This is a genomic window from Paludisphaera rhizosphaerae (assembly GCF_011065895.1).
Taxonomy (GTDB): Bacteria; Planctomycetota; Planctomycetia; order Isosphaerales; family Isosphaeraceae; genus Paludisphaera; species Paludisphaera rhizosphaerae.
In genome coordinates this window covers 74713-100252 of record NZ_JAALCR010000012.1, presented here as the reverse complement: position 1 = coordinate 100252, position 25540 = coordinate 74713, and the positions used below count along the sequence as shown (strand labels likewise).

Genomic DNA, 25540 nt, shown 5'->3' with positions numbered 1-25540 from the left:
CCGAGACGCCTTGCGCGTTTGCCGCGGCCAGCAAGGCTGCACCCCCCAGCAAGGCGAGGGCCGCCCATCTGAGGATCGACGATTGGGAGAGAGGAGGAGACACGGCGAATGGCTCCTTGGGGATCGTTGGACCTGAATCGATAGAACGAAGCGCGATCCCAGGGCTTCGTCCACCTCGGCCCGGAAGCGGTCTACGTCTCGCTTCGACGGACCGTCGCACGTTGGTTGGAACGACGTCGTCCGCACCGGACCGGCACGAACACTCCCAACTCTACGATGCGCCCTCAGATGGCGATTCGCAAGCAGGCGTTGCATTGGATTTGGGATATGATCGAGTGCAGATAAACGGAATATGGAAATCTTATATAAGTCCGAATGTAAGCAAGTTGCAGTGCGAAGTTGCGATGTGTTGATTCGCCTCCGCAGTCGAGGGAGGATGATTCGCGCTTAGGGGGCGCGGGTCAGGAAAAGTGGGAGGGTGTTCATGCGGGAGGGAAATCTTGCGAAGGTGGTAGGGGGAATCTCAGGCCGAACCGGCCTGTGGGCCGGACCGGTCCAGGCCGGCTGTTTTGAAGGCGCGATCGACGGGGGTGGGGGTGGAGGACTCGAAGCGAGGGTTGTACGGCGAGGCCGTCTCGGCGACCTGGCTAGGCCTGGCCGTGAATCTGGTTTTGGGAGGGGCCAAGCTCGTCGGAGGACTCGTCGGTGGGTCGCTGGCCATGGTCTCCGACGCGGTCAACTCGTTGGGGGACGTATTCACGTCGACCGCGGTGCTGGCGGCCTTCCACGTCGCCCAGAAGCCGGCCGACGCCGAACATCCCTACGGCCATACCCGGGCGGAGGCCATCGCCGGGTCGAACGTCGCCGTGCTGGTGATCGTCTCCGCTCTGCTCGTGGCCTGGAACACGATCTGGTCGTTCCCCCACGAGGTTGCGGCCACCCCACCCTGGTGGACCCTTTTGATCGCCGGCGGAAACGTGGCTGTGAAGGAAGCGCTGTATCAGTACAAGATCCGGCTGGGTCGGCGGCTGGGGTCGAGCGCCCTGATTGCCAACGCCTGGGACCATCGATCCGACGCGCTATCGGCGCTCGCAGTCCTCATCAGCCTGGCGCTGGTGCGGATCCTCGGTCCGCGATATACGTTTCTGGACGGGGTCGCGGCCCTTGCCGTGGTGGGGGTGATCCTCTACTCGGCGACCCACCTGCTTCTCTCCAGCGCGCAGGAGTTGATGGACGCCCAGGCCGAGCCCGAGTTGGTCGCCGAGATCCGTGAGGCCGCCGGTCGACTTCCCCAGGTGCGTCGGGTGGACAAGCTGTGGGTCCGCAAGTCGGGGTTGGAGCACCTGGTCGACATCCATGTCCAGGTCCCCGCGGGGCTGAGTGTGGCCGAGGGGCACGAGGTCGGCCACCAGGTCAAGGATCGGCTGCTGGAGCAATTCCCCAACGTCCGCGACGTGCTGGTCCACCTGGAGCCCTTCCCCAACACCCACAGTCACGAATGCGAGGAGCCGGGTCGGATTTGAGTCGGTCCTCGATGCTCGCTCGAAGGGGCCGCGGCCCTGTTGAACCCTCGTGCAGGGCGACTTATAAGGGATGTGCCGAAGACCGACCGCCGCCCCTCGCGAGGACCCTCCCCATGACGCCGGCCCCGTTCCGTCGAACTCGTCTCCTTCTGGGCATCCTCCTCGTCGGCCTGACCGCCTCGGCTCAGGCGCAGGAGAAGAAGCCGCCGCACGTCGTGTTCATCACAGGGGATGAGGAGTATCGCAGCGAGGAATCGTTGCCGATGCTGGCGAAGATCCTTAAGGACTCGCACGGCTTCCGCGTGTCGGTCTGCTACGCGATCGACGACAAGGGGAAGATCGACCCGAACACGCTGACGAACATCGCCGGCCTTGAGGCGCTCGACGACGCCGACCTCGTCGTGATGTACACGAGGTTTCGCAAGCTGCCCGACGACCAACTCGATCGAATCAAGGCGTACGCGGAGAGCGGCCGGCCGATGATGGGTTTCCGCACAGCCTCGCACGCCTTCAAATACCCCAACGGCCCCCATTCGGCTGAGATGAACGAGGCCTGGGAGCGGAAGATCTTCGGACAGAAGTGGATCACCCACCACGGCCACTTCGGCGACGGCAAGGAGATGCTGACCGCCGTCTCGATCAACCCCGCCGAGTCGGGCCACCCCATCCTGCGCGGGGTTTCGCCGTTCGAGACTTACTCGTGGCTGTACCACGTCGAGGGGGGCGGGGACTCGCTGTCGGGCGAGTGCACCAAGCTGTTGACAGGCAAGGCGCTGAAATCCAGCCACGCCAAGGAGCTGTCGCGCTTCCCAGACGTCCAGCCGGTCGCCTGGACCAAGACCTACACTGGCTCATCGGGCAAGCCGGCCCGCGTTTTCTTCACGACCCTCGGCCATCCGTTCGATTTCAAGGCCGAGTCGATGCGGAAGCTCGCCCTCAACGGCGTCTTCTGGGCGCTCGGGCGCGAGTCCGAGATCCCCGCCGGCGGCGTGAAGGCCGAACCGGTCGAATCCTACGAGCCCAACAACTCGGGCGTCGGCGGATATAAAAAAGACCTCGCGCCGGTATTTCTGGAAGCCGGCGCGAGGCGTTGATCGGGCTCGATCCTGGCGTCAGTTCGTCGTCGTGCCGTTGACGCGGTACGGCGGCACCACGGTCGGCGGGGTGGTACTGAAGTCGGGCGGGACGTTGCTGGCGACGTAGCTGAAGTTGCTGGCTCCGGTGAAGTCGCCGTTGATCTGGAGCATGTTGTCGATGTCTCGGCCGATCGCGAACTTGCTGCCGGAGTTGACGATGAGGTCGCCCTGGATGTAACCGGAGACGGCCGGGTACTGGGTGTTCGACTGGGTGCCGACGAGCGGGACGTTGAGCGACAGGACGTCGGACCCGGTCCCCGTCCCCTTCGCCGGCTGAAGGACCTGTCCGAGGTCGCGGCCGATCGTGAAATTGGCGCCGTTCTGCAGCGTGACGCTGCCGCCGGCGTTCAACAGGTTCAGGTCGCGGCCGATCGAGATGTTCCCGCCGTCGAGCGTGATCCCCTGAAGGACGTCCAGGGTGTTCACGTCGCCGCCGGTGGTGATCGACCCACCCGGCTGGATCGAACGGAAGGCGATCCGGTCCACGGCCTGGGTGCCGGAGATCGTCAGCGGGCCGGTGAGGTCGGCCGTATGGAAGCCGAGGACGCTGGCGATCTGGCCGGTGTTGATCGTGATCGAACTGACGGTCAGAACCTTGCTCTGCTCGGTCTGCCCGTAGGCGAAGCTGTGGGCGTAGCCCTTGCGGATCGCGTTCGGGAGCGGGTTGATCGTCAGCTCGGTGTTGTTGGTCGAGCCGTCGACGATGATGCCGACCGAACCATCGGCTCGCGGGTAGACCCGGACCGTCCCCTGCGGCTGGGGCGTCTCGGTCGGCTGCGCCAGGGAGAGGGCCGTCGACCCGGAACCGGCCGCATACGCCCCGTTGGCGCCTTCATCGGCCGAGGTCTGCTGGGTGTTCGAGACGTACGACAGTTGAATGCGGAACCGGGAGCCGTCGTTGGTTACGACGTTCACCGCCTGGCCGCCCCGAATCGTCTGGATCGCCGGAGCCAGGATCGTCCGGTGCGTCTGCTTGACCCCCGGAGCGTCCTTGGTGAACGCCGGGAAGCCGACGTAGCGGGCGAGCTTCGCCGAGGGGTTGTTCAACAGCTTCTGCGAGAGCGTCAGATACTGGTGCAGCGACACGGGAGAGGCGCTGGAGAGAACCACCCGCTCTTCCAGCGGGGCCTCCGCCGTCGGCTTGAAGGCGTGGCGCAGCCGACGGTTGCGGTTCGAGGGGGCCGACATGCGACGATCCTCCATGATCGCAGAAGAGCGAGGCGGCGCCCGGCGGAACTCCTCCCCCGACCACCCGGCCAGGGTCCGACGCCGCGAGGGAACCCGGCGCGACTCCGTCGCCGATTCCCTGACGCCTTCTGTATCGGCCCCCTGAACTCCGCCGGCTCTCCCAAACGGCCCCGACTTGGAGTCGGTCGCGCCAGCCGCGCCGAACGTGCGGGTCCTGACGGCGCATGGAAAGGCCCGACGCGCCTCCGCGTCGGGCCCGGAGAAGTTCAGAGATCGCCGCGTTCGCCAGCCGCGAAGGTGTCGCCCTGGTTGATGTCGCCGGTCTGGAGGCCCTTGGTGAACCACCGGATCCGCTGCTCGGAGCTGCCGTGGGTGAACGAGTCAGGGACAACGTAGCCCTGCGCCTGGCGCTGGAGCGCGTCGTCGCCGATCGCGTTCGCGGCTCGGAGGCCGTTCTCGATGTCCCCCTCCTCCAGGATGCGCCGCTTCAACTGGATGTCATGGGCCCAGACGCCGGCGAAGAAGTCGGCCTGGAGCTCCAGCATGACGGACAATCGGTTGGCGTCTTCCTTGCTCACCTGCTGTTGCAGCCGCGAGATCTTCTCGCTGATCCCCAGCAGGTTTTGGACGTGGTGGCCGACCTCGTGGGCGAGCACGTACGCCTGGGCGAACTCGCCGGGGGCGTTGAAGCGGTTCTTCAACTCGTCGTAGAACGCAAGGTCGATGTAAACCTTCATGTCCCCCGGGCAATAGAACGGCCCGACCGCCGAGCTGGCCAGGCCGCAGCCCTGGGTCGTCACCTGGTTGGAGAACAGGACGAGGGTTGGATGCTCGTACCGGCGTCCCATCTTGGCGAACTGCTCGTCCCAAACGTCCTCGGTCATCCCCATCAGGGTTCGGACGAACTTGCCCTGCTCCTTCTCCTCCGGGCTCAGCTCGCGCTGCTGGGCTGCGCCGCCGCCACCGCCACCGCCTCCACCGCCTCCGAAGATCTGAAGGAGAGGCCGCGGGTCGATCCCGAAGAACATCGCCAGGAGGATCACGATCAATGTACCGAGTCCGCCGATAACGGCCGGTGACATGCCCCGACGATCCTCGACGTTCTCGCTCTCACGTCCACCTTGCCATCGCATTGGGGTGCCGCTCCCGGTTGTTCTTCATCGAATCAAAAGACCGCGCCCGTCGACTTGCGGGAAGATCTGCGCGACCGTCATGGTCAAAGGGTATTTGCACCCTCAAGGCATGGCAAGGGGCGTGCCGTTTCGGGTGCGAAATCGGTCCGCCGGACCAATCACTCGGTGATCGTCTCCAGCAGGCGGCAGCCGATCCAGTAGACGGAGCCGGCGTGGGGGCCGTCGGCGATGCTGACGCGTGCGTCGTCGCCGTCGATCGCCAGAACGTCGACCCGGGTCCCGGTCGACAGGAAGACGGTTTCCACGGGGGGAGCTTCACCCTTGCGAAGGGGCTTGCGGCCCTTGGCCGTGGGATCGGGGAGGGTCTCCAGGGTGACTTCCGAGGCCCCCCCTTCCCCAACGACCTTCGCTCTGCCGCCGACGCGAAGATCCCACAGCCCAGCCGCGCCCGGCTTCGGCCCGCAGCCGAGCACCGTCGCGGGAACCAGAACCGTCGCCAGGAACGCTCGACGGTCCATCCGAATGCCCTTCATTAATAGGAGTCCGACGACAGGACCTCGCCGCCGGCGAGGCTCGCCAACGCCCACCAAGTCGGTAGGGCGATCGAGTCCTTGAAGAATCGGGCGGAGCCGTCGGCCATCAGGCCGTTCACGCCGCCGGGGTGCTTGCTCCGCGCCGCGACGTTGAGCGAAAGCTGGTTCCAGAACGGGTCGCTCTTGTCGCTGTGCGGCAGACCGCCCCGGCAGTCGACCTGGGGATCGTTGGGGCGTCGGCGGTTGTTGTACATGCTGTGGCCGGGGGCGCCGTAGAACCACTTGCTGCCGCGCGTCACCTGGAAGCCGGGGGGCGAGTTGGTGACGCAGAGCGACTGATAGTCGGCGTCGGACGTGATCGGCGGGCCGCTCGTCGTATTGTTTCCCGTGATGACGAAGCCGTTCAGAGGGGCCTGGGCGAACGTCATCCCCGGGACCGACCGGATCGACTCCGCAATCACAACCGTGTTCGACGTCCCGTCCGTCACGGCCCCGATCGTTGTCGCCTTGTTCTCTGTGAACATGCCGTCGGGACGGATCCCCAACGCCGCGCCGGAGGCGTCCAACGGGCTCTGGACCACGGGGTAGAGGCTGCCGACGCAGACCGGGTAGTTGTGCATGCCGTAGTTCGTCTGGGCGTATTGCGGCGGGCTGGGGTCGCTGGGGCAGAGGAACGTCGAGATGAAGATGCCGCCGGCCGTGGTGTTGGCGGGGTCGATGTCGGGCGAGAGGTTGAAGTTGAAGGCGTTGAAGACGACGCCCAGCTCAATCTGAGGAAGGAGTTGGGCGTAGGCCCCCCACGTGTTCCCCCGGCCGGCGATATGGCTGTTGATCCGCCCTGGCGGGAAGGCGTTGTGCGTCGAGACGTAGTTGTGAAGCCCCAGGCCGATCTGCTTGAGGTTGTTCACGCATTGGGCCCGCCGGGCCGCCTCGCGGGCCGACTGCACGGCCGGCAGCAGCAGCGCGATCAAGACGGCGATGATGGCGATCACCACCAGGAGTTCGATGAGGGTGAAGCCTTTCGACTCGTGCGGCTGTCGCATGTCGCGTCCTCAGAGTGTGTTGGTCGCAGGTGTCGAGTTCGGTCGGATTGTAAACCGCCGGGATTCGGCTTGTACACTCGTCGTCGCACGGAGGGGAAACCGGCGCGGTCTCTTCTGGCCGCGGTTCGGCCTTGCCGGTAGTCTATCTGGACGCCGACGGGCCGCGCGGCCCGTCCTCGCTCTCCGTCGACGCAATCGGGGGGCCCCTTCCTTGTCTAGAGGCCCCACTCTTGAAGTTCCCAAGAAGGAGTATTGCATGAAGAGCCTGATCTGCGGCGCCAGCCTGGCGGTCTTGATCGTCGCCGGCCTGATCTCCGCCCGGGTCGACGCCGCCGCCGACGACCCGGCCTCCGTCGAGGTCGTCATGAAGAAGCTGTTCGCCGGCAAGACCGCTCCGGCCAAGTCGCTCCAGGCTGCCGCCAAGAGCGACTCGCCCGACTGGGCCAAGGTTAAGGAGGTCTCCGACCTCTTCAGCAAATACGCCCCCGACCTCGGCAAGAACGACCCCCCCAAGGGCGACAAGGCCTCGTGGGCGAAGCTGACCAAGGCCCTGACCGACGAGACCAAGAAGCTCGCCTCGGCCGCTGACAAGAAGGACTCCGGCGAGCTGAAGGCTTCCGCCAAGGCGATCGGCGGCTCGTGCAAGTCCTGCCACGACGCGCACCGCCCCGAGTGATCCCCAAGCCGTCGCCCGCGCTGATGCGAGGCGACGGCTCTCCTCCGCCCCGCTCTCGTTCTGAGACGCCTTCGATGCAGCATCCTCTCCTCTCGGTCAAGTCCTCGCGATTCACCGACAGCGTCATCCGAGGCATGTCGATCGAGGCCCGCCGCCACGGCGCGGTCAACCTTGCGCAGGGGATGCCGGATTTCCCCGCTCCGCAGGTCCTTAAGGACGCCGCCTGCCGCGCCATCCAGGACGACGTCAACCAGTACGCGATCACCTGGGGCGCCCACGACCTCCGCCATGCGATCGCCGAACACGCCGCCTGGCACCTGGACCTGACCGTCGACCCTGAATCCGAGATCACCGTCACCTGCGGCAGCACCGAGGCGATGCTCGTCGCCCTGCTCTCGATCATCAACCCCGGCGACGAGGTGATCCTCTCGCAGCCCTTCTACGAGAACTACTGGCCTGACTGCGTTCTCGCCGGCGCGACGCCCCGGTTCGTCCCCGTCCGTCCCCCCGACTGGAGCTTCGACCCCGACGAGTTGGCCGCCGCCTTCAATGACCGCACCAAGGCCATCGTGCTCTGCAACCCGAACAACCCCACGGGGGGCGTCTGCTCGCGCGAGGAGCTGGAGGCCGTCGCCGCCCTCTGCCGCAAGTGGGACGTGATCGGGATCACCGACGAGATCTACGAGCACATCGTCTACGACGGCCGTAAACACGTCGCTCTGGCGTCGCTCGACGGCATGTGGGAGCGGTCGGTCACGGTCGGCGGGATGTCGAAGACGTACTCCGTCACCGGCTGGCGGGTCGGCACGATCCTCGCGCCGACGCATCTGACCAAGGCGTTCCGCCAGGTCCACGACTTTGTGTCGATCGGCGCGGCGGCCCCGCTCCAGGAGGCTGGGGCCGTCGCCTATCGGCTGCCCCGCGAATACTACGACGGCCTCGCCGCCTCCTACCAGGCGCGGCGCGACCGCTTCAGCCAGGTGCTCTGGGACGTCGGCTTCGAGTTCGCCGCGCCGCAGGGGGCGTACTACATCATGGCCGGAATCCGCCCGTTCGGGGCGACCGACGACGTCGCCTTCGCCGAGAAGCTCGTGCGCGAAGTCGGCGTGGCGACCGTCCCCGGTTCCAGCTTCTTCCGCGACAAGGAACTGGGCAGGTCGTACGTCCGCTTCTGCTTCTGCAAGAAGGACGAGACCCTCGACGAGGCGGCCCGTCGCCTACAGGGTCTGAGAGAAGTTGGTTGAGGCGAACCTCCTCCGCTTCTCTGATCCTGTCGCCAAGAGATCGGAAATTCCCGTGGAGTGTCCACGAGAGACATCGCCTCTGGGGGGCAGTTGGCCTTGTCGAACTCAGGGCTGCTGCTTCGCTGCAGCCACAGAGCAAACCGCTGCATCTGGACCCGGATTTGGGATCATCATGAGTTGCGATGAGAAATATCAACACAGCAGAAGAAATTACGAAATTTTAAGTCGCCTGGGTCGTCCCTGTTTGATTGAATGACCACCGGCGGTGTCATGTCGACCGGCCAGGCCTCCGATCGGCGGATTTCTCGACGGCGACGTCCCGCCTACCGTCCTTATCAATTCAAAAACTCAGCCTTGCGTTCGCTCAAAGGCCTCTCCGACCGAGGCTCCCGGGCTTGCACGCCTTCAATGTTCGAAGGCCTCCCGCACACCGCCCCTCGGCGAGGGATTCCCCCCTTTCGACCAGGATGCTCTCCCATGACACCACTCCCACGTCGCGGCTTCACGCTGATCGAGCTCTTGGTGGTGATCGCCATCATCGCCGTCCTGATCGCCCTCCTGCTGCCGGCCGTGCAGGCGGCCCGCGAGGCGGCCCGGCGGGCCCAATGCGTCAACAATCTCAAGCAGATCGGCCTGGCGGTCCATAACTTCGAGAACGCCAACACCAAGTTCCCCGACGGCCAGGGGCCCGTTCCCAAGGTCTCCGGCGCGCTTACCGCCGCGTACATCCGCGGATCGATCCTGACGCTGATTCTGCCCTATATGGAGCAGGCTTCGCTGTACGGGGCCTTCAACCTGGACCTCGACGTCCACACCTATCCGGAGAACGAGACGGCGAGGTGTCAGCAGATCGCCTCGTTCGTCTGCCCGTCCGACATGACGGCCAACAAGATGACCGGCAGCAGCGGCCAGCCCTACGGATCGAACAGCTATTACGGCTGCATCGGCGCCACGGCCGCCCAACTCTTCAACACCCCCGCGGTGGGGACGGCGGAGACCAATACGATCCTGCTCGGCATTTTCAATATCACCTTCAATCTGACCGGAAGCATCGCCACCAACCCCGACTTCCGCAAGGTGACTAGCACGGTGACGATCGCCTCGATCACCGACGGCACCAGCAACACGGCGATGTTCTCGGAGACCAAGCGGTCCAGCCAGCCGTCGACGACGACCCAGATCATGGCCAAGGATATGGCCCATCGCTCGCAGGGTTGGACGACGACGGCCGGCAACTACGCGCCCCCCAGCGACTGCGATACCAGCACGTATCTGCCGCTGAACTACCGTGGCCTGCAGTATCACCGGGCGCTTCAGGCGATGTCCACCTACGCCCACACCGTCCCGCCCAACTACAAGGGCTTCGACTGCTTGGATTCAGCGGCCGGCGCTTCACACATTGCGGCCCGCAGCAACCACTCCGGCGGCGTGTGCGTGCTTAACGCCGACGGCTCGGTTCGCTTCGTCAAGGACTCGATTAGCCTGCCGACCTGGATGGCCGTGGGGACCCGCGCCGGCGGCGAGGTCATCAGCGCCGACGCCCTCTGATCTCAGCCCTTCAGCCAGCCGATCGAACGACCGGGCGGCGTCCCCTTGGGGCTCGCCGCCCGGTCTTGCTTTCCAACCATCCCGAACGAGAGACAGATAGGGGAACGCCATGTTTCGAACTATTGTCGCCCCGCTGATCGTCGCGGCCGGCCTGGGAGCCGTCGCCGGCTGCGACGGCGGTCCGACCGTGAACAACAGCGTCACGTCGGCCGAGTCCGAGAACGGCCCGCTCGCCCAGATCGGCGCTCTTTACGCCGCCTTCACCGACACCCAGAAGAAGCCGCCTTCGGGGATCAAGGACTTTGCCTCCTTCGCCGAGTCCATGCCCGAGGGAGTCCAGGGAGTGAGGTCGGGCAATCTGGTTGTGATCTGGAGCGTGAAACTCGACGACACGACCCCCGGCGGTAAGGGAGACTCGGCCGACGAGGTTCTCGCCTACGAGAAGTCGGTCCCGGATTCCGGCGGCTTCGTCCTGATGAAGAATCGCACGATCCGCAAGATGACCGCCGACGAGTTCAAGGCCGCGCCCAAGGCCGCCGGGACGATCGAGGACCCCGCCAAGGCCAAGGTTAAGAAATCCTGACGAAGGCCCCCGAGGCTCGCCTCCTCTCCGTCCTCGGCTGGGGGATTGACAGGGGGCGCAGCCGCGGTAGGATAAGTAGAACGTAGTCCCACCCGCGTCGTCCCTGTCGAGACGCATTGGCCTATGGGCGGAGCCGAGCTGTCGGCCCCCACCAACCTGGCGGCGCCCCGTGCGCGACAATTCCTCGGCGGCCCGCTTCCCGTGGGCCTCACCTTCTCATACAAGCGCCTCCGCGTCCGTCGCGGATCAGGCGTCCTCCGACCGCTTTTGCGAGCCAAGGGCGAGGCGCGATGATCGGATTTCGCGAGCTGGTGTTGATCGCGATGGTCGCCGCGGCGCTCTACGGCCGCTCGGGCGTGCTCAAGAGCGACCGCGCCAAAACCGTCATGCCCTGGATCAGCCCCGTCCGGCGAGGAGGGCGCAAGCCCCCCAAACCCGTCGGAGCCTCGTTGATTCGGGGCGACCGCCTCTTCTGGGCGCTCGCTTTGATCGCCGCGGCGGCCGTGGCCGCCTGGATCGTCACTCGGACCCTGATCGCCGCCGGACCTCATTGATCTGATTTCGAAGTCGACCCGACCGACCCTATTCGACCGACAGAGGACCCAGCCATGCCCCTGCCTCTCGCCTTCCTGCCCAACCTCGGCACGACGGAACTGCTCGTGGTGGCGTTCGTCTCGCTCCTGATGTTCGGCAACCGCCTCCCCAGCGTGATGCGGTCGCTCGGCAAGAGCGTGACCGAGTTCAAGAAGGGCGTCGCCGGCATCGAGGACGAACTCGACCAGGCCGTCAACGCCGACAAGAAGATCACCCCGCCGACCCCCTGACCCGGACCAGAAGCGGATCGACCGCCAGCGCATTACGGAGCCTGCCGCATGCTTCCGAATCTCGGGCCGATGGAGATGATGATCGTCATGGGGCTGGCCGTCTTGCTCTTCGGCAAGCGGCTCCCCGAGGTGGGACGGTCGCTCGGCAAGGGGATCGTCGAGTTCAAGAAGGGCCTCAACGAGGTCACCAGCGCCCTTGACGTCGACTCGTCGTCGTCCTCGGCGATCTCGAACTACACCACCCCGTACCAGGCCCCGAAGTCGTCCTACGAGGGCTCGTCGTCCAGCTCGACCACGGTCGACGAGACCGTCCCCAAGTTCGAGGTCCCCGGCGCAGTTTCGACCACCGCCGAAGCCCCTCCGGCGACGAACTGAGTCGTTGGCGGCTGGTAGGCTGGGTCTTCGGCCCAGCCTACGGGATGTTCGCGGGCCGTCGCGTCGGATCAGAGAAAATCCGCCTTGTGCCGCTTCGCCTCCTCCCGCCGGGCCAGCCGAACGGCCTGGCGGGCGGCGGCGGCCTCGTCGCGGAGGCGGTCGGCCTCAGTGACCGACAGCAAGGGGGGAACCTCGTGGGGGCGCCTCCCCTCGTCGTCGAGCGCGACGTAAAGCGCATAGCCTGAGCCCACCTTGCGCCGACCGGGGTGCTGCAAGGCCTCGGCGTAGATCTCGATCTGGGTCTCGATCGAGGTTCGCCCGGCGTGGGTGACCTCGGCGACGATCTCCACCCGCTCGCCGACGTAGACCGGGCACAGGAACGTCATGGAGTCCATCGCGGCCGTCGTGACCTGGCCCTTGCCGACGTGCCGCAGGGCCGAGACCGCCCCGCATTCGTCGGCCATCCGCAGCATGACCCCGCCGTGCAGCGTGCCGAACGGGTTAGCCTGGCCCGGCACTGTGAGGATCGAGAGGCTTACCCGCGAGTCGATCGCCGCGCGGGGGGCTGTCGGGTCCTCATTCCTGGGAGCGTCCATCGTCGACGCGATCTCCTACGCTGAAGGATCGCCCGCCGCGTCGTCGTTCTCCCGGTCGTTGCGGCGGACTTAATTGAAGTATAAGCCGAACGTCAAACCACCTGATCCAGCCTCGAAAGACCGCCGATGTCCCTCGCCTCCTCCGTGTATCGCGGCCCCGCCGCCGTCTCCACCTTTGAAGTCGCCGGCCGACCCATTCGACTGGTGCGTCCCGCCGACCCTGACCGACTGCTGGACGACCCGGACGTCCACGACCGCAACCGCGCCGACGACTACATGCCCTACTGGGCGTACGTCTGGCCCGGAGCCCGGATGCTCGTGGAGGCCGTCGCCGAGCTTTGGGGAGGCGTCGCGCCGGGGGACGACGAGGTGCTGGAACTGGGCTGCGGACTGGGCCTGGGGGGGCTCGCCGCAATGGCGCTGGGCTTCCGCGTCCGGTTCAGCGACTACGAACCCGCCCCCTTCGATTTCATCCACCGCAGCGTCTCCGAGAGCGGCTTCCCCGCCGACCGCGCCGAAACGCTCATCCTCGACTGGCGGCAGCCCCCTGCGCTGACCTTCCCCCGGATCCTCGGGGCCGACGTGCTCTACGAACGGCGGCTGGTCCCGCTGGTCGTCGACGTCCTCGACCGGATGCTCGCCCCCGGCGGCGAGGCCTTGCTGACGACTCCGTATCGGACCGCGTCCGAGGACTTCCCCGATCTGGTCGCCGCGCGGGGCTTCGCCTGCACGAGAGTCCCCGTCCGCACGGTCGACGAGGCCGGCCCTCGGCAAGGGACGGTCTTTCGGGTCGTCCGGCGCGATCGCTGACGGGAACGGCTCAAGCGGCTGGTCCGCCGTCGTCGATTTCCCAGAAGTGCTGCGATGTCGCGGCCGATCGACCAGGCGGAGGGGATCCCCCATGAGCCTTGAAGACTACAACCGCGGATACAACGCGGGATCGACGGGTTTCTCCACCGGTGCCCCGCGATCCGCGGCTGAGGTCGTCGGCTACTGGAACGGCGAGGCCGACCGGCGCCGTTGGGAAGGGCAGCAAGCCCCACCAGCGTCGTACGACCACTGGACCGACGCCGTCCGCGACTACGGGGCCGCGGGGGCTCTGACGGGACTCATCGTCGGCGGGATCTTCACCAAATCGATCCTGGGGGCGCTCGTCGCCGCGACGACCTTCGGGCTCGCGGCGGCCGGTGTTCTCACCTTCGCGGTGGGGGTGGTCAACGTCCTGGGTTGGATCTTCGGCGGCATCCCCAAGACGAAGCTTGCGCTGGTGGGCGGCGCCTGCGGGGCCGCCGCACATTGGGCGTTCGCCTCTCAACTGGGCGCCTACGCCCAGGACGGCCCGATGAGCTTCGCCATCCTCGGGGCTGTCGTCTGCATCGGACTGGCCGCCGCCTGGCGCGTGGCGACGGCTCCGTTTCGGCTGCTGGCCCGCCGCTGAGGCGTCAGCCCCGGTTCGAGCGCCCCGAAGCGATGATCTCGGAGACGTTCGCGATCCCGGCGTCGTCGAGGCGCTGGATCATCCCGTCGAGGACGTCCTCGGCCGCGCGAGGGTTGTAGAAGGTGGCGGTGCCGACCTGGACGGCCGAGGCGCCGGCGACCAGGAATTCGAGCGCGTCGTCGGCGTCGGCGATCCCCCCCACGGCGATGATGGGGAGCTTCGGCAGGGCGCGGGCGACGTCCCAAACGATCCGCAGCGCGATCGGCTTGATTGCCGGCCCGCTCAGGCCGCCGACGTCGTTGGCCAGGATCGGCCGGCGCTTGCGCCAGTCGATCGCCATCCCCCGGACGGTGTTGATGAGTGTGACGGCGTCCGCGCCGGCCTCGGCGGCGGCGGCGGCGATCGCGACGACGTCGGTGACGTTGGGGGTCAGCTTGGCGATGATCGGGTGCGGGCAAGCCTCGCGGGTCCGCCGCACCAGCCGGCCGACAGCGGCGGCGTCGACGCCCAGATCGAGCCCGTGGCTGACGTTCGGGCACGAGACGTTCAACTCGACGGCCGCCAGACCGGGCTCGTCACCCAGCGCTGCGGCCATCTCGACGAACTGATTCTCGTCTTCACCGGCGATATTCGCGATCACAGCCGTGCCGAGCGTGCGTAGGTAGGGCAGATGGTGCTCGCGGAAGTGGTCGATGCCGTCGTTGTCGAGGCCGATGGCATTCAGCAGTCCAGCACGGGTTTCGACGGTCCGGGGGGTGGGATTTCCCGCCCTCGGTCGCTGGGTGACGGTCTTGGGGACGACGCCGCCGAGGCGGTCGAGTCGGACGAAGCCCGCCATCTCGCGGACGTAGCCGAACGTCCCGGAGGCCGTCAGGACCGGATTCTTCAGTTCGAGCCGCCCCAACTTCACGCGCAAGTCGACCACCGTCGTCGGACTCCCTTCATATGAGGTTCACCCCAGCGCCACGGCTTCATCATGGCCTTTTCGAACCTTCGCTGCCAGGCTTTCGAGCGTAGGAAGGCGGGGGTCGGATTTAGGGATTCTGAAAATTGTAAGACATTGACAGAACGTTCTCGCCACGGGCGCCGCCGATGGATATTGTGATCGGTGCGTCCCTCGTCGACGAGGGCAAGTCAAACCGTCATCGATCTTGTTCGGTCGTCCTCTCCCGACAATTCGCGTTCAGGAGCCTGTCGCACATGTCCAGGTCTTCGAGGCTGCGCGCGTTCACGCTGATCGAGCTACTGGTCGTCATCGCCATTATCGCGGTGTTGATCGCCCTCTTATTACCGGCCGTGCAGGCGGCGCGCGAAGCCGCGCGCCGCGCCCAGTGCGTCAACAACCTCAAGCAACTCGGGTTGGCGATGCACAACTATCACACGGCGAACGATTCGTTCCCGACGGGTTGCATCCAGGGCGTCGGCGGCACGCTCGTCCCGGGGGCCTCGGCTTGCAAGACGAACATCTTCAGCAACTGCCAGAACACCCCGTGGTTTTGCTTGATGCTCCCCTACATCGAACAGGGGGTGCTCTCGAACGCGTACAACTTCCAGCTCGGGGCCGAGGGGCCCGTCCTCCCGCTGCCCCTGGGGATGATCGCCAATAGCACTGTGGCCACGACGAAGATGAGCACGTTTCAGTGTCCCAGCGACCGGATCAACCAGTTCCAGATTACCCCGGCGTACGCCGGCGGGGCGATGAGTTTCATCACCTTCACCAAGGGGAACTACGGGGCGAACTGGGGGAACCTGCAATGGGGGCAGGATACGACCCCGGCTGTCAGCCCGATGGTCGACCCGGCAACCGGGGCCCTGCCGACGTTCCAGAAGGGAGCGTTCGGGTTCTTCACGATGGGGATCGCGGGCATGACCGACGGGTCCAGCAACACGGCCCTCGCCGCGGAGGTGCTCCAGGGCGCCCAGTATGACGTCCGCGGCATGATGTGGTCGACGCTCCCCGGCGGTGCCTCGTACATGGCCCGGCTGGCGCCGAACAACCCGACCGACTACTACCGTTCGGGCATCAGCGGCGACTTCCTGAACCAGACGGTCTTCTGCGTCAGCGAACCCGTTCAGGGGCTCCCCTGCGTCGGCGGCGCCGGCGACAAGCTGGCCTACGCCGGGGCTCGCAGCAAGCACTCCGGCGGAATCAACGTCCTGTTCGGCGACGGCTCGGTGCGGTTCGTCAAGAACAGCATCAGCATGCCCACCTGGCTGGCGATCAACTCCGCAGCCGGCGGCGAAGTCGTTTCGTCCGACTCGTATTGATCGACGAGCGATCTCGGCCCCAACGACGCCGGCGTCCTGGCATCAGTGCCAGGTGCCGGCGCCGGGGTCGGCGACCCAGGCCATGATGGTGTGGGGGATGGAGTCGAGAGGCGCAACGTAACGGGCGGCCCCGCGCCGGATGGCCTCGCGGGGCATGCCGAAGACGACGCAGGTGGCCTCATTCTGGGCGATCGTCAGCGAGCCGGCCTCGCGCATTTCAAGCAGGCCGCCCGCGCCGTCGTCGCCCATGCCGGTCATGATGACGCCCGCGGCGGCGGGGCCGGCGGCCTGCGCGGCCGACCGGAAAAGAACTTCCACGCTCGGCCGGTGGAGGCAGACGGGCGGACCCTCGTTCAACTCGACGCGGTAGCCCGACCCGTGGCGTCGGACGAGCCCGTGCGAGGTCCCGCCGGGGATGACCAGAACTCGCCCTCGACGGATGGGCTCATGGTGGCGGGCCTCGACGACTTCCAACTGGATGCGGGGGTCGTTGTTCAGGCGTTCCGCGAAGGCGCCCGTGAAGTCGGCCGGCATGTGCTGAACGACGACCATACCGGGGGCGTCGGCCGGGAAGTGGGGCAGCAACGCCTGGATCGCCTGAACGCCGCCCGTGCTCACCCCAAGGACGACGATCGGCTCACCGAGGGTCGCCCGAGGGATGTAGGGAGCGTGCGGCAGGACGACGTCCGCCGAGTGGCGGGGGTCGGAGGCGGCCTGGGGGCGCTCTTCCCGCAACGGGAGCTTGCCGGCTCGGGCGGCGTTGCGGACGCTCTCCAGCAGGTTCTCCGACCACTCCGGCAGCCGAGCGGCGTTGAGCCAATCGGGCTTGGCGATTACCTCGATCGCCCCCATCTCCAGCGCCGTGACGGCCCGCTCGGCGACCGACGTGCACATCACCACGGGCATCGGGTGTTGCTTCATCAGCTTGCGGAGGAAGGTCAGGCCGTCCATCCGGGGCATCTCGACGTCCAGCACGATCACGCCGGGGACCGACCGGCTGAGCATGGCGACCGCCTCATAAGGATCGGCCGCGAGCGTGACGCGGAAACGAGGGTCGGATTCAATGATCGACTTGAGCCGCTGGCGGATCACGGCGCTGTCGTCGACGACCATGACCTCGATGGTGACGTGGTGGCCGGGAGGCGATGTTTTGGAGCGGTCGCGCAGGGCCATGGCGGACGGTCACTCCTCTTTCTGGAAGATCGACGGCGAGTGTTTGCGGAACATCGCCGGGACCGAGGGGAGGATCTCCCCGTTTCCCATCACCAGCCAGCCGCCGGGCCGGATGTGCTGGGCCAGCCGGTTCAACAGCGCCTGCCGATCGTCGTCCGAGAAGTAGATCGAGACGTTGCGGCAGAAGACCATGTGGAAGTCGGCGGGGATCGGCCAGATCCCGGTGCGGAGGTCGATGTGTCGAAATTTCACCAGGTCGCGGATCTCCGGGACGATCCGGAACGAGCCCTCGCGAGGCCCGCGGCCCAGTAGGAAGAAGCGTCGAAGTCGGGCCTGAGAGACCCCCTGGACGTCCCTGGCGGTGTAAATGGCGCCGGCGGCGACCTTCAGCATCTCCAGCGAGAGGTCGCTCCCCCAGATGTCGATGCGGGCGAGGTTGTGCTGCGGCAGCGTCTCGGCCAGCGCCATGGCCATGCTGTAGGGCTCCTGGCCTGAGGAGCAGCCGGCCGACCAGAGGCGAACCGGGGCCGACGGGGTCTCGCGGAGCCAGCTCTGGACCAGCTCGACCATGAACGTGAAGTGGGCCGGCTCTCGAAAAAAGGAGGTGTGGTTGACCGTGGACAGGTCGATCAACAACTGCGCCCCCCAGCCGGTGGGGTCGGGGCGCAGGGCCTGGTCATAGAACTGGGTGAAGCTGGCGATCCCTCGGGCTTGAAGCCGCGAGCGCAGGCGTGCCTGGAGCAGCCCCATGCGGTGCGTCTCCAGCGAGATGCCGATCTGGCTCCGGAGGAAGCCGACGACGCAGCCGAAGTCCTTCTCCGACCACGGATCGGGTTCGCCCGGGGGCGAGGATGGCGGCAGGCCCGACGACGCCACGTTAGACCCCCTCGCCGTTGATCGTGGCCAGCACGGAGAACACGCGGTCGACGTCCAGCACGAGCAGGAAGGCGTCCTGGTGGCGGATCAGGCCGCGGACGAACGGGGTGGTCTTGCCCAGCCCCAGTTGGGGGGACGGCTGGACCTGCTCAGGAGCGAACTCCAGCACGTCGGAGACGCGGTCGACCAGGAGCCCCGTCACGTCGGAGTCGTTGCCGGCCTCGTTCTCGACGATCAGGACGCTGGGCGCCCGGGCCGGCTTGGGGTCGATGGCGAGCCCGAACGGGATTCTCAGGTCATAGACCGGGACGACGTGGCCGCGAAGATTGATCACCCCCAGGAGGCATCGTGAGGAGCCGGGGACTTCGGTGATCGCCAGAACGTCGAGGACCTCCTGAACACGCAGGACTTCCAGGGCGTATCCCTCGCCGCCGAGGCGGAAGACGACGTAGGACTGGGCTCGGTCGCGGTCGGCGTCGGCGGCGGGCTCGGTGGTCGCGTCGATCATCCGCGGGGCCCTCCCGGGGCGTGGGGTCGCGTGGTCGCGTCGAATTCGACTCCGGCCCTCATGAGAATCGCTCGAAATTGTCGTCGTCGTCAAGGTTGACCACGACCCCGCCTCGAGGCGGCGGGACGATCCCCGGCGGCGGTCCCGGCGGCGGCAGCGGGGCGCCGTGGCCTCGGCCTCCGGAGCCGTTGTCGGTCGCGTGGTGGGTTTCGCCGCGCGGCATCTCGCCGAGATGCGCGGGGGGCCGTTTGGGAGGCCGGTGGTGGGCGATCCCTCGAGGTGGTGGGCCGCCCAGCGTGGGGGGCGGCGGCGATGAGGCGGCGCCGGCCTCCAGTCGGAAGAACTCCACCTCACGTTGGAGGCTCGACGACTGCTGGGCCAGGTCGGTCGACGTCGCCGCCAACTCGTGGCTGGCCGCGGCGTTCTGCGAGACGACGTCCTCAAGCTGCTTGACGCCGATGTTGATCTCGCGAATCGCGTTCATCTGCTCCTGGCTGGCGGCGGCGATTTCCGAGATCAGTTCGGAGGTGTCGCGGATCATGGGGACGGTTCGCTCCAGGAGCTGGCCTGCGTTCTCGGCCACGGCCACGCTCTTCTTGGCCAGGTCGCTGATCTGCTGGGCGGCCGCCTGACTGCGCTCGGCGAGCTTCTTGACCTCGCCGGCGACCACGGCGAACCCTCGTCCGTGCGGGCCGGCGCGGGCGGCCTCGATCGCCGCATTCAGCGACAGCAGGTTCGTCTGATAGGCGATGTCTTCGACGATCAGAATTTTCTGCGTGATCTCGCGCATCGCGGCCACCGTCTGATGGACGGCCTCGCCCCCCTTGCTCGCCTGGGCGCTGGCCTCGTTGGCAGTCCTCGCCGTGTCGCGGGCGTGCTGGGCGTTGCGGGCGACCGACCCATCCACCGACTGGAGGCTGGAGCCGATCTCCTGGAGCGTCGCCGCCTGCTCATGCGCCCCCTGGGCCAGTTGCTGGGCCGACGAGTTCAATTCGTTGCTCGCCGTGGAGACCGAGTCGGTCGTGTTGCGGATCTGGCTGATGACCTCCGACAGCTTGCCGACCACGGAGTCCGTCAACCCAGCCAGATTCCCCATCTCGTCCGATCGGACGATCCCCGTGCGGTTGTAGAGGTGCCCCTGATGCAGGTCGCCGGTGACCCGGATGATCTGCAAGAGCGGCCGGATGAACCAGCGGCCGAAGAGGAAGCTCAACAGAAGCGTCAGAGGGACGATCCCCACCAGGAGCTTGAAGATCGTCCATTGAGAGTTGTAGATCGTCTCATAGGCGTTGACCAGGGGGACGGCCGTCAGGACGGCGAACCCGGGCCGGATCGTCGCGTCGGTCGGCAGCGCCCGCTTGATCGACGCGAAGCCGACGATCTCGGGGACGATCGTCTCTCCCGAGACCACGTCCGAGACCCCGTCCAGTTGGGAGTGCCCCACGACGGCGCCGACGGCGGCGTCGCGGATGTCCTTGTACCGGGTGGGTAAGTCCCCTTGCTTGTCGTCGAAGGTTCCCGCGGGGCCGCGGTGGTCGATCACCAGCCGGTTGTTGGGATCGACGATCATGATGTGGGCGTTGTCCAGCTCGAAGCGCTTGACGACCTCGCCGATGACGAACTGGATCCTCCGCCGGGCCTCCTCGTCGGGCTTCCAGTCGGGCAGGACGCCGGCTTCCGGCCCCTCCTCGACGGCCTTCGCCGACTCGGGGGAGGTCAGGGCGATAGCGTAGATCTTGTCCGCGATCGCGCCGGCCGCGGTCTGGATGATGAGGTCTTGCTTGCGCTTGAACTGGTCGTCGGTCAGGTAGGCGGTCGCCGCGACGATTCCCGCGGGGATCAGCCCGAAGGCCACCAGCGCCAGGGTGACTTTCTTTCGCAGGGTCAGCTTCATCGCACGTTCTCCGCCCACACGCCGGCCGCGGGCTTGTTACGGGAATGGCTCTCGGCGATTCGCGATTCCGACACCAGGGCCGACAGGTCCAGGATGAGCGAGACCGAGCCGTCTCCCAGGATGGTCGCCCCGGAGAACCGGCTCAGGCTGTGCAGCCCTTCGCCCAGCGACTGGATGACGGCCTGGACCCGACCACTGAGGCGGTCGACGGCCACCCCCACGCGTCGGCCCGAATGTCTCGTCAGCAGCAATTCCTGCCGAGGAGGCGGCGGGCCGTCGATCCCGAAGAGGTTTCGCAGCGAGACCGTCGGCACCAGCTCGCCGCGGACGGTCACGCACGGCCTCCCGGCCGAGAGCGCCTGCTGGACGCCCCCCAACGCCACGCATTCCTCAACTTGCGCCAGCGGCACGACGTACCGCCCGCCGCCGGTCTCGATCAGAAGCCCGTCGATCAGGGCCAGGGTCAGCGGGAGCCGGAAGATGAACGAGGTCCCCTGCCCCGGCTCGCTCTCCACGGCCAGGCTTCCACGGAGCGCCCGGACTGAGTCGCGGACGACGTCCAGACCGACTCCCCGGCCGGAAAGCTCGCTGACCTGGTCGCGCGTCGAGAACCCGGGCTCGAAGATGAGACTCACCACCCGGGGGTCGTCGGCCGGCGTTCCGGGAGGGATGAGCCCACGCTCGACCCCCTTCCTGACGATCCGCTCACGGTCCAGGCCGCGGCCGTCGTCCTCGACCTTGATGGCCACGCGGTCGCCTTCATGCCCGGCCGAGAGCGTGATCCGGCCCACCCGCGGCTTGCCCATCGCCTCCCGTTCCTCGGGCGTCTCCAGCGCATGGTCGACGGCGTTGCGGATCAGGTGGACCATCGGGTCGCCCAGGCGTTCGACGATCGTGCGGTCGAGCCGGGTCTCCTGGCCGACGATCCGGAGGTCGATCTCCTTGCCTGTCCGGTCGGCCTGGTCGCGAACGAATCGGGGGAACCGCGAGAAGAGTTCGTCGACCGGGACCATGCGGAGGTCCAGCGTGGTGTCGCGGATCTCCCGACTAACGCGCAGGAGAGATTCGATCGTGGCGACCCACGGCGAGGCGCTCCGGATCTCGCGAAGCCCCTGAAGATTGTCTGAGATGACCGCCAACTCGCCGGCCAGGCCGACGAGGTCGTCGAGCTGCTGGGCGTCGACCCGGATCCGGCCGTGGGCCCTCGCCGCATGCGCGGTTTTTGCCTGGCCGTTGATCGCGTCGGCGGCCTCGCTCGGTTTCGGGTGAGGGGCCTCGCCGGGATGGGCCGTGGTGGACTGAACCGCCGGCGCTGGGGGCGGAGGGGTCGGCCGGGGGATGGTCGACGGGGGCGTGGCGACGGGGGTTCCGGGGGGGAGCTTCAACAGCGGCGTTTCGACCGCCTCGAACGCGCCGTCGGCGAGCCTGCGTTCGACGCTGATCGCGCCGTCCTCGGCGACGAACAGGAAGACGTCGTCCAGCCGGTCCGGCTCGGCGGTCGTCCGCAGCGTGCAGGTCCAGCTCAGGTAGGACCGCTCAGGCTCGAACCCGCTGAGAGTGGGGACGGCGTCGATGTTCGCCTGGACGTCCAGTTTTCCCAGTTCGCGAAGCTCGTCGAAGACGCCCAGCAGATTCACCCCCCGCTTGAGGACGTCGGGGCCGGGGGTGAACCGGATTTTGTAGACGATCTCGCCCGCGGCCGGCTCGTCGACGGCTGCGGCGGGCATCGTCTGGCGATGGGCCGTCCTGGGCTTCGGGTGAGCTTTGGGAGTGGGCTCGGCCTTGTGGCGAGGTCGCTTCGGTTTGGCGGGTGGAGGCTCGGCGGCGACCTCGACCACGGGCTGCCTGACCGGGGGCTCGGGTTCGGGGGTCGGTTTCGGCGGCTCGGGCTTCTGGGCGGTTGGTGGGGGGGCGGAGGGAGGCGCCGGCGCTGGGGCGGGCACGGGCGCGGCGGAGGCCGGCCGGGGGTCGTCGCGACGACCCGACGAAAAGAGCAAGGCGGCCAGGCGCTGGGAAAGGTGGCCCGAGCCCGGGATGGGCGAGTTGGCTGCCTCTCCTTCGACCATGGCGGCGAGGTGGTCGCGTGATTCCAGCAGGGTGGTGATGATGTCCGAATCAACGACGAGGCCGCCGGTGCGGATCTTATCCAGCACGGCCTCGATACCGTGGGTGAATTCGGCGATGGTCCCCAGACCGACCATTGCAGCGGCGCCCTTGAGGCTGTGCGCGGCGCGGAAGGTCTTGTCGAGGTGCGCACGATCGCCCTGCCGGCGTTCCAGCTCCATCAACCCTTCTTCCAGGCTGATGAGAAGCTCGCGGGCCTCCTCGTAGAACATCTCGCGAAATCGGTCGTCCGCGCTTCCCAAGGCCGGGTCGCTTCCTCAGCAGGGGAACGGTGCGGATGCCGCCCGTCCGGTTGCCTCTCCTGGAAGTGGTTCCTCGACCGGCGATCCTCGTCGGCCCAGCCGTCGCCTCGGCGGCCCCGTTTGCCTATTGTATGCGCGCGAAGTCCGCGCCGCCTCCCGGATGTGGGCACTTGTAACTTACCCGATGTCGGCGGGCGTCGGTGGACGGGGCGAGAGAATCGAGATCGTGCCAATCGGTGGACCCGGACCAGGCGGCTACTCCGGCAGGACGCGACGCACCCATCGGCGCAGGTGCTCGCCGTCGACGGGTTTGACCAGCCAGCCGGTGACGCCCTGACGACGCGCCGGGGCGAACTCCGCCGGTTGTTTGCTGGAGAGGACCAGGACGGGGAGGAACCGATGCGAGGGCAGCTCGCGGACGGCCGCCAGCAGGGCCAGGCCGTCGAGGTTGGGCATTTCCAGGTCGGTCAGGAGCAGGTCGCAGGTCCCGTCCTTGAGGTACTGCAACGCCGCGTCGCCGTCGGCGACGGAAACGACCTTCAGGCCCATTCCGGCGAGTTGATCGGCGACCCAGCGACGGACCGAGCCGCTGTCGTCGGCGTGGAGCACGGTCTTGGTGCTGGACTTCGAGCCGGGGGCCTCGCCGATGAGCCGGTGGGGCGTCTTGAGGCCCGATGGCCCGGCCGCGGGTGCGGTCAGCGTCTGGGGAGAGACCCAGTCCATGTTCGCCGCCTCACTGGCTGGTCCGCCCCAAGCCTCGGCGTCCACTCGCCGACCCCCGGGGACGACGTCGTTTTTGATTCCCTTCCAACGACCCCTTTCGGTTCAACCCGACCGCCGCCGCCCTCTTTCGGTTCGCTCTAATCGTGCTCCGTCGCCGATTCCAGCCAGGCCGACAGTCCGGCCCGCTCGGCTGCTTCCACGCATGCCCGAGGGACCTTGGCCAGCGTCAGCCGGCGGCCTTCCGCCTGCGCCGTCTTCACGCACGAAACCAGCAGCTGCAACCCCGCCAGGTCCCACTTTGTGGACTCGTCCAGCTCGACCCGGAGGTTTCCCCCCTCGGCCAGGGCCTCTCGGAACGCCTCCTTCAGCCCGGCGACCTCGTAGATCGTCGCCGGTCCTTCAAGGCCCACCGTCTTGGTCTTCGTAGAATCCAAGGCGGGCTCGCGGCCTTCGACCGCGCCCTCGTCGGCTACGTTCCAAATCCATGCGCCGTCACGATCTTATCGGCGTCACGACCGGGAGTCGAGAATGTGTCGTCCGACTCCCCCACGCCCTCATTCTGTATTTTATCACATGGACGGTCAGACAGAGGAGGTGAGTTTGCCGACTACGCGAATCAAGGGCGGCTCGCAGTCGTCGGGAGCCAGCTTGTTGACGGGCAGGGAACGTGTCACTAGGTTAAACTCTTGTGGATTATTTCCCCTCCAGGCGCCCGTGGCGGGCGCGCCTCTACCCCGGGAGCCGCAGCGATGGCGAACGACGCCCCTCGATCGGAACGAGTCGACGGTTGCGAAGGTTGGACGCGGCGCGACCTTCTCCGCGGCCTGGGCGCGGGAGTTCTGGGGGCCTCGGTCCCCGGGCTCGGCGCGGCGGCGTGGGCGTCGGACGCGAAGCCGGCAAAGGACCGCCCCAGCCCTTCCGACCTGGCCGAGACGGCCGTCGCGCGGTTCTACAAGTCGCTCAGTCCCTCCCAGCGTGAGGCGATCTGCTTTCCGTTCGACCACAAGCTGCGATCGGTGGTGAAGAACAACTGGAGCATCGTCAAGCCCTCGATCCGCGACCTCTCCACCGAGCAGCAGGCGATCTGTCGCGAGATCATGAAGAACCTCTCCAGCGAGGACGGCTACGAGCGGTTCATGCGGCAGATGAAGGACGACTCCGGGGGGTTCGAGGCTTACCACGTCGCCGTCTTTGGCGAGCCTGAGAGCGACAAGCCGTTTGAGTGGGTGCTGACCGGCCGGCACGACACCCTCCGCGTCGACGGCGACAGCGTCGCCGCCTCAGCCTTTGGAGGCCCCATCTTCTACGGCCACGCCGCCGGCACCGACAACGAGGACGCCAAGCACACCGGCAACGTCTGGTGGCCCCAGGCCGAGCAGGCCAACAAGATCTTCGCCACCCTCGACGACAAGCAGCGCAAGCAGGCGCTCGTCGACGAGGCCGAGGTCGACGCCTCGGACACTGTGAAGCTGAAGGGGGAGAAGCTGGCCTCGACCGGCCTCTCGATCGGCACGCTCGACGGCCAGCAGAAGCAGATGACCTCCAAGCTCATCGATTCCATGCTGGCCCTCTTCCGCGAGTGCGACGCCGCCGAGGTTCGCCGCTGCCTCGAAGCCAACGGCGGCGTCGACAAGCTCCGCCTCACGTTCTTCAAGGAAGATGACATCGGCGACGACGGCATCTGGGACATCTGGAAGCTCGAAGGCCCTGCCTTCTCCTGGTACTTCCGGGGCGCTCCCCACGTACACGCCTGGCTGAACGTCTCGCGAACGGCGTAAGTATCGACATCCGAAGGGGACGAAGAGACGTCTCCCTTCCTTGGGATTCAACGAAACTGGGTGGCATGGCCACGCTTGCGTGGCCATGACCTGTCGCCGATCGCATGCCCACGA

General features: G+C 67.1%; 26 protein-coding genes. 13 read left to right on the top strand and 13 right to left on the bottom strand.

The annotated features are described in order from the left end of the window. Positions 1-596 precede the first annotated feature (596 nt). Positions 597-1523 (top strand): cation diffusion facilitator family transporter, encoded by a 927-nt coding sequence (locus G5C50_RS16945; RefSeq protein WP_206107746.1) that lies wholly within the window; start codon positions 597-599, stop codon positions 1521-1523. Between the two features lie 113 nt (positions 1524-1636). Further along, positions 1637-2617: a ThuA domain-containing protein gene (locus G5C50_RS16940; RefSeq protein WP_165071275.1), complete on the top strand. Its 981-nt coding sequence runs from the start codon at positions 1637-1639 to the stop codon at positions 2615-2617. A gap of 18 nt (positions 2618-2635) precedes the next feature. On the opposite strand, the gene G5C50_RS16935 is transcribed toward G5C50_RS16940, so the two are convergent. The 4 genes from G5C50_RS16935 to G5C50_RS16920 form a co-directional block, all read right to left on the bottom strand. Beyond that, positions 2636-3847 carry a hypothetical protein gene (locus G5C50_RS16935; RefSeq protein ID WP_165071274.1) on the bottom strand — a complete coding sequence of 404 codons (1212 nt, stop codon included), beginning with the start codon at positions 3845-3847 and terminating at the stop codon, positions 2636-2638. A gap of 266 nt (positions 3848-4113) precedes the next feature. Beyond that, complete coding sequence (gene ypfJ / locus G5C50_RS16930) at positions 4114-4980, bottom strand: KPN_02809 family neutral zinc metallopeptidase (protein WP_165071273.1); 867 nt, start codon at positions 4978-4980, stop codon at positions 4114-4116. 158 nt (positions 4981-5138) lie between these two features. Then, positions 5139-5498, bottom strand: coding sequence for a hypothetical protein (locus tag G5C50_RS16925; RefSeq protein WP_165071272.1), 360 nt, complete (start codon positions 5496-5498; stop codon positions 5139-5141). A gap of 14 nt (positions 5499-5512) precedes the next feature. Then, on the bottom strand, positions 5513-6556 hold the full coding sequence (locus tag G5C50_RS16920; RefSeq protein WP_165071271.1) for a DUF1559 family PulG-like putative transporter: 1044 nt from the start codon (positions 6554-6556) through the stop codon (positions 5513-5515). Positions 6557-6812: 256 nt separating this feature from the next. On the opposite strand from G5C50_RS16920, the gene G5C50_RS16915 reads away from it, so the two are divergent. The 7 genes from G5C50_RS16915 to G5C50_RS32715 all read left to right on the top strand — a co-directional run bounded on the left by G5C50_RS16915 (position 6813) and on the right by G5C50_RS32715 (position 11806). After that, positions 6813-7232 carry a cytochrome c gene (locus G5C50_RS16915; protein WP_165071270.1) on the top strand — a complete coding sequence of 140 codons (420 nt, stop codon included), beginning with the start codon at positions 6813-6815 and terminating at the stop codon, positions 7230-7232. Between the two features lie 74 nt (positions 7233-7306). Beyond that, positions 7307-8476, top strand: coding sequence for a pyridoxal phosphate-dependent aminotransferase (locus G5C50_RS16910; protein ID WP_165071268.1), 1170 nt, complete (start codon positions 7307-7309; stop codon positions 8474-8476). 477 nt (positions 8477-8953) lie between these two features. Continuing rightward, complete coding sequence (locus tag G5C50_RS16905) at positions 8954-10024, top strand: DUF1559 family PulG-like putative transporter (RefSeq protein WP_165071267.1); 1071 nt, start codon at positions 8954-8956, stop codon at positions 10022-10024. A gap of 109 nt (positions 10025-10133) precedes the next feature. Beyond that, entirely contained in the window at positions 10134-10607 is a 474-nt protein-coding gene (locus tag G5C50_RS16900) for a hypothetical protein (RefSeq protein WP_165071265.1), read from the top strand. Positions 10608-10897: 290 nt separating this feature from the next. Beyond that, positions 10898-11161 (top strand): hypothetical protein, encoded by a 264-nt coding sequence (locus G5C50_RS16895; protein ID WP_165071264.1) that lies wholly within the window; start codon positions 10898-10900, stop codon positions 11159-11161. Between the two features lie 54 nt (positions 11162-11215). Then, on the top strand, positions 11216-11431 hold the full coding sequence (locus G5C50_RS16890) for a Sec-independent protein translocase subunit TatA/TatB (protein WP_165071262.1): 216 nt from the start codon (positions 11216-11218) through the stop codon (positions 11429-11431). A gap of 48 nt (positions 11432-11479) precedes the next feature. Beyond that, positions 11480-11806 carry a Sec-independent protein translocase subunit TatA/TatB gene (locus G5C50_RS32715; protein ID WP_240907123.1) on the top strand — a complete coding sequence of 109 codons (327 nt, stop codon included), beginning with the start codon at positions 11480-11482 and terminating at the stop codon, positions 11804-11806. Positions 11807-11874: 68 nt separating this feature from the next. Here G5C50_RS32715 and G5C50_RS16880 read toward each other — a convergent pair whose 3' ends face one another. Further along, positions 11875-12402: an acyl-CoA thioesterase gene (locus G5C50_RS16880; RefSeq protein WP_165071261.1), complete on the bottom strand. Its 528-nt coding sequence runs from the start codon at positions 12400-12402 to the stop codon at positions 11875-11877. A gap of 126 nt (positions 12403-12528) precedes the next feature. On the opposite strand from G5C50_RS16880, the gene G5C50_RS16875 reads away from it, so the two are divergent. After that, positions 12529-13212, top strand: a complete 684-nt coding sequence (locus G5C50_RS16875) for a class I SAM-dependent methyltransferase (RefSeq protein WP_165071259.1) — start codon at positions 12529-12531, stop codon at positions 13210-13212. Positions 13213-13303: 91 nt separating this feature from the next. After that, positions 13304-13840, top strand: coding sequence for a hypothetical protein (locus tag G5C50_RS16870; protein WP_165071257.1), 537 nt, complete (start codon positions 13304-13306; stop codon positions 13838-13840). Between the two features lie 4 nt (positions 13841-13844). On the opposite strand, the gene G5C50_RS16865 is transcribed toward G5C50_RS16870, so the two are convergent. Then, on the bottom strand, positions 13845-14765 hold the full coding sequence (locus G5C50_RS16865) for a dihydroorotate dehydrogenase (RefSeq protein WP_165071256.1): 921 nt from the start codon (positions 14763-14765) through the stop codon (positions 13845-13847). 275 nt (positions 14766-15040) lie between these two features. Here G5C50_RS16865 and G5C50_RS16860 point away from each other — a divergent pair, with 275 nt between their 5' ends. Continuing rightward, positions 15041-16108 (top strand): DUF1559 family PulG-like putative transporter, encoded by a 1068-nt coding sequence (locus tag G5C50_RS16860; protein WP_165071254.1) that lies wholly within the window; start codon positions 15041-15043, stop codon positions 16106-16108. A gap of 42 nt (positions 16109-16150) precedes the next feature. On the opposite strand, the gene G5C50_RS16855 is transcribed toward G5C50_RS16860, so the two are convergent. The 7 genes from G5C50_RS16855 to G5C50_RS16825 all read right to left on the bottom strand — a co-directional run bounded on the left by G5C50_RS16855 (position 16151) and on the right by G5C50_RS16825 (position 24082). Further along, on the bottom strand, positions 16151-17281 hold the full coding sequence (locus G5C50_RS16855; protein WP_165071253.1) for a protein-glutamate methylesterase/protein-glutamine glutaminase: 1131 nt from the start codon (positions 17279-17281) through the stop codon (positions 16151-16153). Positions 17282-17290: 9 nt separating this feature from the next. After that, positions 17291-18157, bottom strand: coding sequence for a CheR family methyltransferase (locus G5C50_RS16850; protein WP_165071251.1), 867 nt, complete (start codon positions 18155-18157; stop codon positions 17291-17293). A gap of 1 nt (position 18158) precedes the next feature. Further along, a complete protein-coding gene (locus tag G5C50_RS16845; RefSeq protein WP_165071250.1) occupies positions 18159-18665 on the bottom strand; it encodes a chemotaxis protein CheW in 507 nt (168 codons plus the stop codon). Between the two features lie 58 nt (positions 18666-18723). Continuing rightward, positions 18724-20559, bottom strand: coding sequence for a methyl-accepting chemotaxis protein (locus tag G5C50_RS16840; protein ID WP_165071248.1), 1836 nt, complete (start codon positions 20557-20559; stop codon positions 18724-18726). Beyond that, positions 20556-22925 carry a chemotaxis protein CheA gene (locus G5C50_RS16835; RefSeq protein WP_165071247.1) on the bottom strand — a complete coding sequence of 790 codons (2370 nt, stop codon included), beginning with the start codon at positions 22923-22925 and terminating at the stop codon, positions 20556-20558. Before G5C50_RS16835 ends, G5C50_RS16840 begins: the two co-directional genes overlap by 4 nt. 255 nt (positions 22926-23180) lie before the next feature. Beyond that, positions 23181-23648, bottom strand: a complete 468-nt coding sequence (locus G5C50_RS16830) for a response regulator (protein WP_165071246.1) — start codon at positions 23646-23648, stop codon at positions 23181-23183. A gap of 137 nt (positions 23649-23785) precedes the next feature. Next, complete coding sequence (locus tag G5C50_RS16825) at positions 23786-24082, bottom strand: STAS domain-containing protein (protein WP_165071244.1); 297 nt, start codon at positions 24080-24082, stop codon at positions 23786-23788. Positions 24083-24397: 315 nt separating this feature from the next. Between G5C50_RS16825 and G5C50_RS16820 the strand changes: the two genes are divergently transcribed. Continuing rightward, positions 24398-25426, top strand: coding sequence for a DUF3500 domain-containing protein (locus tag G5C50_RS16820; protein WP_165071243.1), 1029 nt, complete (start codon positions 24398-24400; stop codon positions 25424-25426). Positions 25427-25540: the final 114 nt, after the last annotated feature.

Excerpts from the sequence above, each read along its gene's own strand:
- G5C50_RS16940 (WP_165071275.1), top strand. The coding sequence starts at position 1,637 with ATGACGCCGGCCCCGTTCCGTCGAACTCGTCTCCTTCTGGGCATCCTC.
- G5C50_RS16935 (WP_165071274.1), bottom strand. The coding sequence starts at position 3,847 with ATGTCGGCCCCCTCGAACCGCAACCGTCGGCTGCGCCACGCCTTCAAG.
- ypfJ (WP_165071273.1), bottom strand. The coding sequence starts at position 4,980 with ATGCGATGGCAAGGTGGACGTGAGAGCGAGAACGTCGAGGATCGTCGG.
- G5C50_RS16925 (WP_165071272.1), bottom strand. The coding sequence starts at position 5,498 with ATGGACCGTCGAGCGTTCCTGGCGACGGTTCTGGTTCCCGCGACGGTG.
- G5C50_RS16920 (WP_165071271.1), bottom strand. The coding sequence starts at position 6,556 with ATGCGACAGCCGCACGAGTCGAAAGGCTTCACCCTCATCGAACTCCTG.
- G5C50_RS16915 (WP_165071270.1), top strand. The coding sequence starts at position 6,813 with ATGAAGAGCCTGATCTGCGGCGCCAGCCTGGCGGTCTTGATCGTCGCC.
- G5C50_RS16910 (WP_165071268.1), top strand. The coding sequence starts at position 7,307 with ATGCAGCATCCTCTCCTCTCGGTCAAGTCCTCGCGATTCACCGACAGC.
- G5C50_RS16905 (WP_165071267.1), top strand. The coding sequence starts at position 8,954 with ATGACACCACTCCCACGTCGCGGCTTCACGCTGATCGAGCTCTTGGTG.
- G5C50_RS16900 (WP_165071265.1), top strand. The coding sequence starts at position 10,134 with ATGTTTCGAACTATTGTCGCCCCGCTGATCGTCGCGGCCGGCCTGGGA.
- G5C50_RS16895 (WP_165071264.1), top strand. The coding sequence starts at position 10,898 with ATGATCGGATTTCGCGAGCTGGTGTTGATCGCGATGGTCGCCGCGGCG.
- G5C50_RS16890 (WP_165071262.1), top strand. The coding sequence starts at position 11,216 with ATGCCCCTGCCTCTCGCCTTCCTGCCCAACCTCGGCACGACGGAACTG.
- G5C50_RS32715 (WP_240907123.1), top strand. The coding sequence starts at position 11,480 with ATGCTTCCGAATCTCGGGCCGATGGAGATGATGATCGTCATGGGGCTG.
- G5C50_RS16880 (WP_165071261.1), bottom strand. The coding sequence starts at position 12,402 with ATGGACGCTCCCAGGAATGAGGACCCGACAGCCCCCCGCGCGGCGATC.
- G5C50_RS16875 (WP_165071259.1), top strand. The coding sequence starts at position 12,529 with ATGTCCCTCGCCTCCTCCGTGTATCGCGGCCCCGCCGCCGTCTCCACC.
- G5C50_RS16870 (WP_165071257.1), top strand. The coding sequence starts at position 13,304 with ATGAGCCTTGAAGACTACAACCGCGGATACAACGCGGGATCGACGGGT.
- G5C50_RS16860 (WP_165071254.1), top strand. The coding sequence starts at position 15,041 with ATGTCCAGGTCTTCGAGGCTGCGCGCGTTCACGCTGATCGAGCTACTG.
- G5C50_RS16855 (WP_165071253.1), bottom strand. The coding sequence starts at position 17,281 with ATGGCCCTGCGCGACCGCTCCAAAACATCGCCTCCCGGCCACCACGTC.
- G5C50_RS16845 (WP_165071250.1), bottom strand. The coding sequence starts at position 18,665 with ATGATCGACGCGACCACCGAGCCCGCCGCCGACGCCGACCGCGACCGA.
- G5C50_RS16840 (WP_165071248.1), bottom strand. The coding sequence starts at position 20,559 with ATGAAGCTGACCCTGCGAAAGAAAGTCACCCTGGCGCTGGTGGCCTTC.
- G5C50_RS16830 (WP_165071246.1), bottom strand. The coding sequence starts at position 23,648 with ATGGACTGGGTCTCTCCCCAGACGCTGACCGCACCCGCGGCCGGGCCA.
- G5C50_RS16820 (WP_165071243.1), top strand. The coding sequence starts at position 24,398 with ATGGCGAACGACGCCCCTCGATCGGAACGAGTCGACGGTTGCGAAGGT.